Consider the following 13,171-nt stretch of genomic DNA (forward strand, 5'->3'; position numbering starts at 1 on the left):
CAGGCGCCGCAGCTGGCTCGGAAGAGTTGGCACGGTTATGCGTTTGATCCTTGAGAACTCAACAGTGTGTCATAGTCGACGAATTAGTTTAATTGCCCTGTCGGCATGCTTTTCGGAGTGTGTTGATGGTTTCTTTGATTGACAACGAATTCTGACAAATTATTGTCGGTGTTCAGTCTGTCGGGAATTTGGCTCTCTTTTTCCGATCGAGGCTTTCGGGTTTTGGTTGGTGTTGTTTTCAATGGAGAGTTTGATCCTGGCTCAGGACGAACGCTGGCGGCGTGCTTAACACATGCAAGTCGAGCGGTAAGGCCTTTCGGGGTACACGAGCGGCGAACGGGTGAGTAACACGTGAGTAATCTGCCCTTCACTTTGGGATAACTACCGGAAACGGTGGCTAATACCGAATATGACCCCCTTCTGCATGGTTGGGGGTGGAAAGCTCCGGCGGTGGAGGATGTGCTCGCGGCCTATCAGCTTGTTGGTGAGGTAATGGCTCACCAAGGCTTCGACGGGTAGCCGGCCTGAGAGGGTGACCGGCCACACTGGGACTGAGACACGGCCCAGACTCCTACGGGAGGCAGCAGTGGGGAATATTGGACAATGGGCGAAAGCCTGATCCAGCAACGCCGCGTGAGGGATGAATGCCTTCGGGTTGTAAACCTCTTTCGCCTGCGACGAAGCGAGAGTGACGGTAGCAGGTAAAGAAGCACCGGCCAACTACGTGCCAGCAGCCGCGGTAATACGTAGGGTGCGAGCGTTGTCCGGAATTATTGGGCGTAAAGGGCTCGTAGGCGGTTTGTCACGTCGGGAGTGAAAACTCAGGGCTTAACTCTGAGCTGGCTTCCGATACGGGCAGACTAGAGGTATGCAGGGGAGAACGGAATTCCTGGTGTAGCGGTGAAATGCGCAGATATCAGGAGGAACACCGGTGGCGAAGGCGGTTCTCTGGGCATTACCTGACGCTGAGGAGCGAAAGTGTGGGGAGCGAACAGGATTAGATACCCTGGTAGTCCACACCGTAAACGTTGGGCGCTAGGTGTGGGGCCTATTCCATGGGTTCCGTGCCGCAGCTAACGCATTAAGCGCCCCGCCTGGGGAGTACGGCCGCAAGGCTAAAACTCAAAGGAATTGACGGGGGCCCGCACAAGCGGCGGAGCATGCGGATTAATTCGATGCAACGCGAAGAACCTTACCTGGGTTTGACATATGCCGGAAAGCTCTAGAGATAGAGCCCCTTTTAGTCGGTATACAGGTGGTGCATGGCTGTCGTCAGCTCGTGTCGTGAGATGTTGGGTTAAGTCCCGCAACGAGCGCAACCCTCGTTCTATGTTGCCAGCACGTAATGGTGGGGACTCATAGGAGACTGCCGGGGTCAACTCGGAGGAAGGTGGGGATGACGTCAAGTCATCATGCCCCTTATGTCCAGGGCTTCACGCATGCTACAATGGCCGGTACAAAGGGCTGCGATCCCGTGAGGGGGAGCGAATCCCAAAAAGCCGGTCTCAGTTCGGATTGGGGTCTGCAACTCGACCCCATGAAGTCGGAGTCGCTAGTAATCGCAGATCAGCAACGCTGCGGTGAATACGTTCCCGGGCCTTGTACACACCGCCCGTCACGTCACGAAAGTCGGCAACACCCGAAGCCGGTGGCCCAACCCCTTGTGGGAGGGAGCCGTCGAAGGTGGGGCTGGCGATTGGGACGAAGTCGTAACAAGGTAGCCGTACCGGAAGGTGCGGCTGGATCACCTCCTTTCTAAGGAGCACATGCCCCGACAACCGGCGTTCGATCGGTTGCGTATGGTGGTGTTCACTAGTGGAATCGTCGATGAATGGCTTTGATGGTTCGTGTGTTTGTTCCTCAGTACGGCGTGGGTCCTTTGTGGGTTTGCGTGTGGAAAGTGGGATGGATGTGCGGGTTGGATGGGTCGAGACACACTGTTGGGTCCTGAGGGATCAGATACCTGTGTCACTGCCTTTGGGTGGTGGGATGGGGGTTTGGTTTCTTGGTTCCTCCCTTTGCCTGGTCCGGGTCGGTTGATTCGGGTTGGGGGTTGGTGGGGTTGTTGTTTGAGATCTGGATAGTGGACGCGAGCATCAAATGCCCGCCTTGTTTTGTGTGGCTCACCGTTGGGTGGGGGCACGATGCGAGTGTGTGGTGTTTAGTTGTGTAATTTTTGTTGACCATTCACATCCTGATTGTGGTGTGGTGGTTGAGTTCTTTGTAGTTGAGTTGTTTTGACGTTGTTGAGACAAGCTACTAAGGGCACATGGTGGATGCCTTGGCACCAAGAGCCGATGAAGGACGTAGGAGCCTGCGATAAGCCCCGGGGAGTTGGCAACCGAGCTGTGATCCGGGGGTGTCCGAATGGGGAAACCCAGCTGGAGTCATGTCCAGTTACCCTCACCTGAACACATAGGGTGAGTGGAGGGAACGTGGGGAAGTGAAACATCTCAGTACCCACAGGAAGAGAAAACAAAAGTGATTCCGAGAGTAGTGGCGAGCGAAATCGGATGAGGCCAAACCATAATTGTGTGATACCCGGCAGGGGTTGCAGTTGTGGGGTTGTGGGGCCGCTCGATCACGTCTGCCGGCGTGGTACAGAGTAAGAAACTTGTGGTGAAGTCGAAGCCGGTTGGAAAGCCGGGCCGTAGAGGGTGATAGCCCCGTAGGTGTAAGCCGCAAGCTCTGGAGCGTCACCCCAAGTAACACGGAACCCCTGAAATTCCGTGTGAATCTGGCGGGACCACCCGTTAAGCCTAAATACTCCTTGGTGACCGATAGCGGACAAGTACCGTGAGGGAAAGGTGAAAAGTACCCCTGGCGGGGAGTGAAATAGTACCTGAAACCGTGTGCCTACAATCCGTTGGAGCGAGAACTTGTTCTTGTGACAGCGTGCCTTTTGAAGAATGAGCCTGCGAGTTTGCGGTGTGTAGCGAGGTTAACCCGTGTGGGGAAGCCGTAGCGAAAGCGAGTCCGAATAGGGCGTATCAGTTGCGCGCTCAAGACCCGAAGCGAAGTGATCTATCCATGGGCAGGTTGAAGCGCGGGTAAGACCGCGTGGAGGACCGAACCCACTTAGGTTGAAAACTGAGGGGATGACCTGTGGATAGGGGTGAAAGGCCAATCAAACTTCGTGATAGCTGGTTCTCCCCGAAATGCATTTAGGTGCAGCGTCGCGTGTTTCTTGCCGGAGGTAGAGCACTGGATAGCTAATGGGCCCTACAAGGTTACTGACGTTAACCAAACTCCGAATGCCGGTAAGTGAGAGCGCGGCAGTGAGACTGCGGGGGATAAGCTCCGTAGTCGAGAGGGAAACAGCCCAGACCATCAGCTAAGGCCCCTAAGCGGTGACTAAGTGGAAAAGGATGTGGAGTCGCATTGACAACCAGGAGGTTGGCTTGGAAGCAGCCACCCTTGAAAGAGTGCGTAATAGCTCACTGGTCAAGTGATTCCGCGCCGACAATGTAGCGGGGCTCAAGTCATCCGCCGAAGCTATGGCATTCACATATTGAGCTAGGCCTTCGTGGTCCAGGCGTGTGGATGGGTAGGGGAGCGTCGTGTGGGCAGTGAAGCGGCAGAGTGATCTAGCCGTGGAGGCCACACGAGTGAGAATGCAGGCATGAGTAGCGAATGAAATGCGAGAAACATTTCCGCCGAATGATCAAGGGTTCCAGGGTCAAGCTAATCTGCCCTGGGTAAGTCGGGACCTAAGGCGAGGCCGACAGGCGTAGTCGATGGACAACGGGTTGATATTCCCGTACCGGCGAAGTAGCGCCCATGATGAATCTGTTGATGCTAACCGTCTGAAGCGCGTGTGACCGATCCCTTCGGGGTGAGGCGTTCGTGTGGAGCACGGGACCCGATTCAGTAGTAGTCAAGCGATGGGGTGACGCAGGAAGGTAGTCCAACCGTGGCGATGGTAGACCACGGCCAAGGGTGTAGGACTGACGGTAGGCAAATCCGCCGTCTGCATGTCTGAGACCTGATGGGGAGCTCTTTTGAGCGAAGTGGGTGATCCTATGCTGTCGAGAAAAACCTCTAGCGAGCTATGAGCCGCCCGTACCCCAAACCGACTCAGGTGATCAGGTAGAGAATACTAAGGCGATCGAGATAACCATGGTTAAGGAACTCGGCAAAATGCCCCCGTAACTTCGGGAGAAGGGGGGCCGGATCCGTTATCACCCTCGCGGTGAGAAGCGGTGATGGCCGCAGAGACCAGGCCCAAGCGACTGTTTACTAAAAACACAGGTCCGTGCGAAGTTGTAAGACGATGTATACGGACTGACTCCTGCCCGGTGCTGGAAGGTTAAGGGGACCGGTTAGACGCAAGTCGAAGCTGAGAACTTAAGCCCCAGTAAACGGCGGTGGTAACTATAACCATCCTAAGGTAGCGAAATTCCTTGTCGGGTAAGTTCCGACCTGCACGAATGGAGTAACGACTTGGGCGCTGTCTCAACCGTGGACTCGGCGAAATTGCACTACGAGTAAAGATGCTCGTTACGCGCGGCAGGACGGAAAGACCCCGGGACCTTTACTATAGTTTGGTATTGGTGTTTGGTTCGGCTTGTGTAGGATAGGTGGGAGACTGTGAACCATACACGCCAGTGTGTGGGGAGTCATCGTTGAAATACCACTCTGGTCGTACTAGATGTCTAACCTAGGTCCGTAATCCGGATCAGGGACAGTGCCTGATGGGTAGTTTAACTGGGGCGGTTGCCTCCTAAAATGTAACGGAGGCGCTCAAAGGTTCCCTCAGCCTGGTTGGTAATCAGGTGGCGAGTGTAAGTGCACAAGGGAGCTTGACTGTGAGACAGACATGTCGAGCAGGGACGAAAGTCGGAACTAGTGATCCGGCGTCGGCATGTGGAAGCGGCGTCGCTCAACGGATAAAAGGTACCCCGGGGATAACAGGCTGATCTTCCCCAAGAGTCCATATCGACGGGATGGTTTGGCACCTCGATGTCGGCTCGTCGCATCCTGGGGCTGGAGTAGGTCCCAAGGGTTGGGCTGTTCGCCCATTAAAGCGGCACGCGAGCTGGGTTTAGAACGTCGTGAGACAGTTCGGTCCCTATCCGCCGCGCGCGTTGGAAACTTGAGAAAGGCTGCCCCTAGTACGAGAGGACCGGGGTGGACGAACCTCTGGTGTGCCAGTTGTCCCGCCAGGGGCACGGCTGGTTGGCTACGTTCGGAAGTGATAACCGCTGAATGCATCTAAGCGGGAAGCATGTTTCAAGATGAGGTTTCCCACCACCTTGAGTGGTTAAGGCCCCCAGCAGAACACTGGGTTGATAGGCCGGAGGTGTACAGCAGTAATGCCCAGCCGACCGGTACTAATAGGCCGAGGGCTTGTCCCAACACCGTACAAAACACCTCAAAACATTGAGCATGAAGTACACAACAGCGCACGCGTCCACTAACCAGTTCCCAGACAACAACTGTCTGCTGAGGAACACACACAACAACACAATGGACTCGACCCGACACACATGCCGGTTCGAGCACCTCACGCCGTACCTGGGTGTGATGAGTGCCGAACGGTGTCACTGGACAGGGTTGGATAGAGTTACGGCTGCCATAGCGAGAGGGAAACACCCGGTCCCATCCCGAACCCGGAAGTTAAGCCTTTCAGCGCCGATGGTACTGCGATGGAGACGTCGTGGGAGAGTAGGACGCAGCCGGACATACACTTCGCAGAGGCCACCCCTATAAGGTGGCCTCTGCTGCATTTCTTGGCCGGGCACCCCTGGCCGACGCGCAGAACTGAGACTGAGAAGGTGAAGTACATGGCTGACGAACGCCGTGGCCAGCGTCCTGAACGCAACTCTCGCGGGGGTCCGCCCTCCTCGTCCAACCGCGGCGGTGCAGCTGCATCGCGCGGTGCCGGCGGCGGCCGTGGTCCTTCGGGGTCCAAGCCCCCCGCCCGCGACGGCATGCCGCCCTACAGCCGCGATGGCAAGCCTGCCTCGCGTGACGACAAGCCCGCGTACGGCAAGCGTGACGACAAGCCCGGATACCGCGACGGCAGTCGTGACGACAAGCCCGCGTACGGCAAGCGTGACGACAAGCCCGGATACCGCGGCGGCAGTCGTGACGACAAGCCCGCGTACGGCAAGCGTGACGACAAGCCCGGATACCGCGGCGGCAGTCGTGACGACAAGCCCGCCTACGGCAAGCGTGACGACAAGCCGTCCTACCGCGCCGGTGACGGCCGCACCGCTGGTGGTCGCCCGACTGGCGGGCGCCCCGGTGACCGCGACAAGCGTCCCTACTCGCGTGAGCGCAAGGATGACGCACGGGGTGAGGCTCGGCCCCGTCGTTCGATGACCGAAGCTGAGCGCACTGCGGAGCAGGAGAGGTACGACGGTCCGCCCCTGCCCGAGGAGATCACGGGCAAGGAACTGGACCGCAACGTCATCGCGCAGTTGAAGGGCCTACCGGAGAAGCTGGCTGCTCGGGTGGCCCGCCACCTGGCAGCGGCCGGCATGCTCATCGACTCTGACCCGGAGACGGCCTACAAGCACACGTTGGCTGCCCGTGCTCGCGCCACTCGCCTCGCCGTCGTGCGTGAGGCAACCGGTGAGGCAGCCTACGCAGCCGGGCACTACGCGGAGGCGCTGTCTGAGTTGCGTGCCGCCAAGCGGATGAACGGCGCCCCGGACTACCTGCCGATCATGGCGGACTGTCACCGCGCGCTCGGACAGCCGGAGCAGGCCATCAAGCTCGCCAAGAGCCCGTCGGTCGTCAACTTCTCGGCAGAGGCGAAGGCAGAGATGACCATCGTCGAGGCCGGTGCGCGTCGCGACATGGGTCAGGTGGATGCCGCGCTGCGTACGCTCGAGCTCGCGCCCTTGATGTCCAAGAGTCGCGAGGGGTGGGTCGTCCGTCTGCGCTACGCCTACGCCGACATCCTCGAGTCGGCCGGGCGTGAGGACGAGGCGTTGATGTGGTTCCACCGCACCCATGCGGTCGACAGTGACGAGATGACCGACGCCGCTGAGCGTGCGGAGTTGTTGGAGCACAGGACCAGGTGACTCGCAGCGCCGCACAGCGGTGCATGCAACGATGACCAGCACACATGTCCCGGCGTGTCCGAGGCGCGTGTGCTGGTTTTCTTTTGTCCTGTGGGTCAGAATGGGTTCAAACTACATAGGTGTCACTGTGCACTGACAGTTTCCAAAGTCGAGACCGCTGGGGAAGGCGTAGCTCACGCCGGAAACAAGAGGAGGTCACGGTGACCACACGTAATGCACCCAACCCGAATGGACCCGGGACCAGGGGCATCCTGTTCGTGCACTCGACGCCGTCCGCACTCAGCCCGCACATTGAGTGGGCCGTCGGGGGCGTTCTCGGCGCTGCCGTGAGTTTGGACTGGACCCCTCAACCGGCCCAACCCGGTACTTACCGCGCCGAGCTCTCATGGGCCGGTGCGGCAGGAACTGCGGCCGCTGTTGTTTCAGCGCTGCGCGGGTGGAACCACTTGAGGTTCGAGATCACGGAGGAGCCGACGGCTTCGACCGAGGGATCTCGTTACTCGTTCACCCCTGAGCTCGGCGTCTTCCATGCCGTCACAGGGCTGCACGGTGACATCATGATTCCCGAGGACCGGATCAAGGCCGCAGTGGTGAAGGCAGCGATGGGGGAGACCACGGTCGAACTCGAGCTCGACAAGCTGCTGGGCAAGCCTTGGGACGATGAACTGGAATCCTTCCGGTACGCCGGCGAGGGCGCTCCTGTCAGGTGGCTCCACCAGGTGGGCTGAGCATCTCGCGCCAAGGTGCCAAGAACGCAACACGAAGGGCCCGACGACCAGAGATGGTCGTCGGGCCCTTCGGCGTCTGGCTCGTCGGCGTCAGAGAGGGATGTTCGTGTGGGTGCCGCGTACGTCCCCACCGTCTGCCAGAGCGTCCGCGATGGCGCGAGCGATGGCGGTACGGGTCAGGGCAGGCTCGACGATCTCGTCGACCACGCCGATCTCGACCGCCTTCTCCACTCCGCCTGCGATCTTCTCGTGCTCGACGGCGAGCTCGGCCTCCACCTGGGGACGCTGGTCCGGCGGCACCTCGGCCAGCTTGCGCCGATGGAGGATCCGCACGGCGGCGACGGGTCCCATCACCGCCACTTCGGCGCCGGGCCAGGCGAAGACCTTGGTCGCGCCGAGCGAGCGGGCGTTCATCGCGATGTAGGCGCCGCCGTACGTCTTGCGGGTCACGAGGGTGACCCGGGGCACCACGCTCTCGGCGAAGGCGTGCAGCAACTTCGCCCCCCGGCGTACGACCCCGTCCCACTCCTGACCGACGCCCGGTAGATAGCCGGGGACGTCGACGAGCACGACCAGGGGGATGCCGAGGGCGTCGCACAGTCGGACGAAACGGGCCGACTTCTCGGCGGACATCGAGTCTAGGCAGCCACCGAGACGCAGTGGGTTGTTCGCCACCACTCCGACCGTACGACCGCCCAGACGACCCAGGGCAGTGACGACGTTGGGGGCCCACTTGGCGTGGAGCTCCTGGGTGGTTCCCTCGTCGAGGACCGATTCCACCAACGGATGGACGTCGTAGGCGCGCTTCTTGCTCTCGGGCAGCAACGCCGCCAGGTCGGTGTCGAGGACCTTGGCCGTGTCGAGGACGCCACGGTTGCCGGTCAGGGACGTCACCCGACGGGCCCGGTCCAGCGCCTCGCGCTCGGACTGGGTGAGGATGTGGACCACGCCGGAGCGGCGCCCGTGCGGCTCGGGTCCACCGAGACGAGCCATGTCGACGTCCTCGCCGGTCACCGAACGTACGACATCGGGGCCGGTGACGAAGATGCGTCCCTCCGGTCCGAGAATGACGACATCGGTCAGAGCCGGACCGTAGGCGGCGCCTCCGGCGGCCGGGCCGAGGACCACGGAGATCTGCGGGATCTTGCCTGACGCCTGGGTCATCGCGTGGAAGATGAGACCGACCGCGTGGAGCGAGAGCACACCTTCGGCCAGTCGGGCGCCTCCTGAGTGCCACAGTCCGATGATCGGTGCCTGGTCGGCCATGGCGCGTTCGTACGCCTCGACGACCACCCGGCAGCCGGCATCGCCCATGGCTCCACCCATCACGGTGGCGTCGGAGCAGAAGGCCACGGAGTGCGTGCCTTCGACCAGACCGACGGCGGCGAGCATCCCGGAGTCGTCCTGGGGGCTGATGAACTCCACGGTGCCGTCGTCGAAGAAGGCAGTCAGACGGTGGACCGGGTTGCGCGGGTCCTCCTCGCGGGGCACTTTCGCGACCGTGCGGGTGCCGGGAGCCAGTGCGGGGGCAGTCATCAGACGCTCCCGAAGGCGACGGCCACGTTGGCGCCACCGAATCCGAAGGAGTTGTTGAGCCCTACGACGTCACCCGCGGGCAGGTCGCGAGCGCTGGTCGGGATGTCGAGGTCGACAGCCGGGTCCTTGTCGTCGAGGTTGATGGTCGGCGGGCTGACCCGGTGGTGCAGCGCCAGCACGGTGGCAACCGCCTCGAGGGCCCCGGCCCCACCGAGCAGATGGCCGGTCATCGACTTGGTGCTGGTCACCACGGCCTCGCTGGCCTGGCTCCCGAGCACGTTGTGCAACATCAGGCCTTCGGCCACGTCGCCCTGCGGGGTCGAGGTGGCGTGCGCGTTGACGTGCACGACGGTGGTGGGGTCGACGTCGCCCTCGCGCAGCGCCATCCGGATGGCGCGGGTGCCGCCGCGGCCCTCCGGGTCCGGCTGGGCGATGTCGTGGGCGTCGTTGGTGATCCCTGCGCCCAGCAGGGTGGCGTAGACGCGGGCGCCGCGGGCCCGGGCGTGCTCCTCGGACTCGAGGATCAGCGTGGCGCCGCCCTCTCCGAGCACGAAGCCGTCGCGCCCCGTGTCCCAGGGACGAGACACGGTGGTCGGGTCGCCGTCGTTCTTCGACAGCGCCATCATCTGGGCGAAGGCGGACATCGGGAGCGGATGGATCGCAGCCTCCGCGCCGCCGGCGATCACGACATCGGCACGACCCAGGCGGATCAGGTCGAGCGCCATGGCGATGGCTTCGTTGCTGGAGGCACAGGCGGAGGTGGGGGCGTGAACGGCAGCACGGGCGCCGAAGGCCAGCGAGATGTTGGCTGCCGGGGCGTTCGGCATCAGCATCGGCACCGCGAGGGGCGAGACCCGGCGAGGACCCTTCTCCTTGAGTGCGTCGTAGTTGCTGAGCAGGGTCGTGACGCCTCCGATCCCGGAGGCGACCGCCACGGCGAGACGCTCGGGGTCGACATCGGTGTCAGTGAGACCCGCATCGGCCCAGGCCTCCTGAGCGGCAACCATCGCGAACTGGGTGGACCGATCCATCCGTCGCGCCTTGACCCGATCCAGGACCTCGCTCGGCTCGACCGCGACTCTGGCCGCGATCCTGACCGGCATTTCAGCTGCCCAGTCCTCGGTGAGGAGCCGGACGCCGGACTGCCCGGCCAACATGGCCTGCCAGGTGCTGGGGACGTCGCCGCCCAAGGGGCTGGTGGCCCCGAGGCCAGTGACCACGACACGGGTCGGGCTCATCGCGATGGCTTCCGTTCTCAAGAGGGGGTGGGGTGAGTGGGGCGGGCAGCCGGAGTGGTCCGGCCGCCCCGCCACGGATGGAACTGATCAGGCGGCTGCGCGCTCGATGAACGCCACGGCGTCGCCGACGGTCCTGAGGTTCTTGACCTGGTCGTCGGGGATGGAGACGCCGAACTTCTCCTCGCAGGCGACGACGACCTCGACCATGGACAGGGAGTCGACGTCGAGGTCGTCGACGAATGCCTTGTCCAGCTGGACCTCGTCGGTGTCGACGCCGGCGACCTCGTTGACGATGTCGGCGAGGTCGGAGCGGATCTCTTCGGTGGTGGCCATGTGGCTTCCTTCTTTCGTGGTGGGTGGTGCGGGGGACTGCGGTGGTGGGTGGTGCGGGTCGGGCCTGCGTCAGGGGACGACGACGACCTGTGCTGCGTACGCGAGGCCGGCACCGAAGGCGATCAACAGGGCCTTGTCGCCGGACCGGGCCTCGCCCTCGACCATCATTCGGTCCAGGGCCAGCGGCACCGAAGCCGCAGAGGTGTTGCCCTGCTCGGCGATGTCGCGGGCGATGCGTACGTGGGGCGGCAACTTCATCGAGCGCGCCATCGCGTCGATGATGCGCATGTTGGCCTGGTGCGGGACGAAGACGTCCAGCTCGTCGGCGGTGATGCCGGCGCGCTCGAGGGTCTCGTTGGCGATCTTTGCCATGGCGAAGGAGGCCCAGCGGAAGACCGAGCTGCCCTGCATGGTCAGGAAGGGCATCACTCCGCTGCCCGGCTCCTCGGGGGTGCCGACGACGTCTCGCCAGTCCTCGCGTTGTCGGATGTAGTCGAAGTACTCACCGTCGGAGCCCCAGACGACCGGGGAGATGCCGTTGGTCTCGCTCCGCCCGACCACGGCGGCGCCAGCGCCGTCCGCGAAGATGAAGGCGGTGCCGCGGTCGCCCGGGTCGGTGATCTCGCTGAGTCGTTCGACCCCGATCACCAGGACGTTGGTGGCACTGCCGGCCCGCACCATGTCGTTGGCCAGGGCGACGCCGTGGCAGAAACCGGCGCATGCTGCGGAGATGTCGAAGGCCGCGGCCTTGTCGGTGCCCAACTCGTGGGCGATCGCGGTGGCGATGGCCGGCGTCTGGAGCAGGTGGCTCACGGTGGCCACCACGACGCAGTCGATCTCCGCGGCGGTGATGCCGGCGCGCTGGATAGCGACCTTCGAGGCCTCCACGGACATGAACTGCACGGACTCGTGCTCGTCGGCGAAGCGCCGCTCACGGATGCCGGAGCGCTGCTGGATCCACTCGTCGCTGGAGTCGATGGCCGCGATGATGTCCGCGTTGGGCACGATCAGGCTGCCGCGGTAGGACCCGATGCCCAGGATGCGCGCATGCGTGTCGACGGGCGTGGTGGCGAGGCTCATGCCGCACCCACCGGGTGGATGCGTACCAGCGGTTGGCCCGGGTCGACCGGGTCACCGTCCTCGACGAGCCACTCCACGACCCTACCGCCGTGGCGTGCGCTCACCGGCGTACGGTCCCGGGTGCTGGCCACGTCACCGATCACCGTGCCGGTCGCGAAGGACTCGACGTCGGCGTCGGGAGCGCGGTGGAAGATCCCCTTCGAGGGTGCCACGACCATGCGCCAGGTGGGCGAACTCTCCATCGGCGAACCCTCGCCGTGGCGCTCGCAGAACGCCCTGGCCTCGTCCAGCTGGTCAGGAGACTTCAGCGCGAAGGTCTCCACGCCCTTGAGGGCGCGCTTGGCGATGCCGGTGAGGGTGCCGGCCGGAGGCATCTCGAGGATGCCGGTGACACCCAGGTCCTGGAAGGTCTCCATGCACAGGTCCCAACGGACGGGGCTGGCGATCTGGCCGACGATCCGCCTGATCACGTCCTCGCCGTGATGGACGACCTGACCGTCGCGGTTGGAGACCAGACGCGTACGCGGGTCGTGGGTCGAGACCGAGCGAGCCAGGGACTCCAGGTGGCTGACAGCAGGTGCCATGTGCGTGGTGTGGAAGGCACCGGCGACGCTGAGGGGGATCAGGCGGGCCTTCGCCGGAGCTGCCTCGGCCAGGGCCGCGAGCTGCTCGAGGGTGCCCGCCGCCACGATCTGTCCTGGTCCGTTGTCGTTCGCAGGGGTCAGTCCGTGACGGGCCAGAGCAGCCAGCACCTCGTCGCGGTCCCCGCCCAGCACGGCCGTCATGCCGGTGGGGATGGTCGCGGAGGCAGTTGCCATGGCGCGGCCACGCTCGCGAACCAGGACCATCGCCTGCTCGGCAGTGATGGCGCCGGCACCGGCAGCCGCAGTCAGCTCACCGACGCTGTGACCGGCCACCGCACCGATCATGCGGAAGGCCTCGGTGGGATGAGGGAAGAGCTCCAGGGCAGCGACCAGACCCGTGGCCACCAGGAGAGGTTGGGCGATCTCGGTGGCCCGGATCGTCTCCGCGTCAGAGTTGGTGCCGTGCTCGACGAGGTCGATGCCGGCCACGGTGGAGAGCCACTCGAATCGGGAGCGGAACGTGGGGTCCGCCAACCAGGGAGTGAGGAATCCGGGGGACTGGGCACCTTGGCCGGGAGCGACAATGACGAGCACGAGTGACACTCTGCCCTGTGGGGAGGCAGTGGATCCCCTCCAGC

The 13,171-nt window shown here is 63.1% G+C and carries 7 protein-coding genes and 3 rRNA genes; 5 read left to right on the forward strand and 5 right to left on the reverse strand.

Going from position 1 to position 13,171, the window contains the following annotated elements:
- Nucleotides 1-238: 238 nt before the first annotated feature.
- The 5 genes from DNK52_RS05355 to DNK52_RS05375 all read left to right on the forward strand — a co-directional run bounded on the left by DNK52_RS05355 (nt 239) and on the right by DNK52_RS05375 (nt 7,762).
- Nucleotides 239-1,755 (forward strand): 16S ribosomal RNA (locus DNK52_RS05355).
- 494 nt (nt 1,756-2,249) lie between these two features.
- Nucleotides 2,250-5,357: ribosomal RNA gene (locus tag DNK52_RS05360) — 23S ribosomal RNA — on the forward strand.
- Between the two features lie 210 nt (nt 5,358-5,567).
- Nucleotides 5,568-5,684 (forward strand): 5S ribosomal RNA (gene rrf, locus DNK52_RS05365).
- The 16S, 23S and 5S rRNA genes sit together here, the layout of an rRNA operon.
- A gap of 102 nt (nt 5,685-5,786) precedes the next feature.
- Nucleotides 5,787-7,034 carry a tetratricopeptide repeat protein gene (locus DNK52_RS05370; RefSeq protein WP_239455411.1) on the forward strand — a complete coding sequence of 416 codons (1,248 nt, stop codon included), beginning with the start codon at nt 5,787-5,789 and terminating at the stop codon, nt 7,032-7,034.
- 200 nt (nt 7,035-7,234) lie between these two features.
- Complete coding sequence (locus tag DNK52_RS05375) at nt 7,235-7,762, forward strand: DUF3145 family protein (protein ID WP_162598630.1); 528 nt, start codon at nt 7,235-7,237, stop codon at nt 7,760-7,762.
- Between the two features lie 90 nt (nt 7,763-7,852).
- Here DNK52_RS05375 and DNK52_RS05380 read toward each other — a convergent pair whose 3' ends face one another.
- The 5 genes from DNK52_RS05380 to DNK52_RS05400 all read right to left on the reverse strand — a co-directional run bounded on the left by DNK52_RS05380 (nt 7,853) and on the right by DNK52_RS05400 (nt 13,127).
- Entirely contained in the window at nt 7,853-9,298 is a 1,446-nt protein-coding gene (locus tag DNK52_RS05380) for an acyl-CoA carboxylase subunit beta (protein ID WP_110239994.1), read from the reverse strand.
- On the reverse strand, nt 9,298-10,536 hold the full coding sequence (gene fabF / locus DNK52_RS05385) for a beta-ketoacyl-ACP synthase II (RefSeq protein WP_110239995.1): 1,239 nt from the start codon (nt 10,534-10,536) through the stop codon (nt 9,298-9,300). Before fabF ends, DNK52_RS05380 begins: the two co-directional genes overlap by 1 nt.
- An 87-nt stretch (nt 10,537-10,623) precedes the next feature.
- The gene (locus DNK52_RS05390; RefSeq protein WP_110239996.1) at nt 10,624-10,869 is read right to left on the reverse strand and encodes an acyl carrier protein; all 246 of its coding nucleotides are present in this window, start codon (nt 10,867-10,869) and stop codon (nt 10,624-10,626) included.
- Between the two features lie 69 nt (nt 10,870-10,938).
- Nucleotides 10,939-11,949, reverse strand: a complete 1,011-nt coding sequence (locus tag DNK52_RS05395; RefSeq protein ID WP_110239997.1) for a beta-ketoacyl-ACP synthase III — start codon at nt 11,947-11,949, stop codon at nt 10,939-10,941.
- Nucleotides 11,946-13,127 (reverse strand): acyltransferase domain-containing protein, encoded by a 1,182-nt coding sequence (locus tag DNK52_RS05400; protein WP_110240586.1) that lies wholly within the window; start codon nt 13,125-13,127, stop codon nt 11,946-11,948. Before DNK52_RS05400 ends, DNK52_RS05395 begins: the two co-directional genes overlap by 4 nt.
- Between the last annotated feature and the right edge of the window lie 44 nt (nt 13,128-13,171).

The sequence above is a fragment of the Nocardioides gilvus genome, from assembly GCF_003194605.1.
Taxonomy (GTDB): Bacteria; Actinomycetota; Actinomycetes; order Propionibacteriales; family Nocardioidaceae; genus Nocardioides; species Nocardioides gilvus.

Coding starts and splice junctions, on each gene's coding strand:
- DNK52_RS05370 (WP_239455411.1), top strand. CDS start 5,787: ATGGCTGACGAACGCCGTGGCCAGCGTCCTGAACGCAACTCTCGCGGG.
- DNK52_RS05380 (WP_110239994.1), bottom strand. CDS start 9,298: ATGACTGCCCCCGCACTGGCTCCCGGCACCCGCACGGTCGCGAAAGTG.
- fabF (WP_110239995.1), bottom strand. CDS start 10,536: ATGAGCCCGACCCGTGTCGTGGTCACTGGCCTCGGGGCCACCAGCCCC.
- DNK52_RS05390 (WP_110239996.1), bottom strand. CDS start 10,869: ATGGCCACCACCGAAGAGATCCGCTCCGACCTCGCCGACATCGTCAAC.
- DNK52_RS05395 (WP_110239997.1), bottom strand. CDS start 11,949: ATGAGCCTCGCCACCACGCCCGTCGACACGCATGCGCGCATCCTGGGC.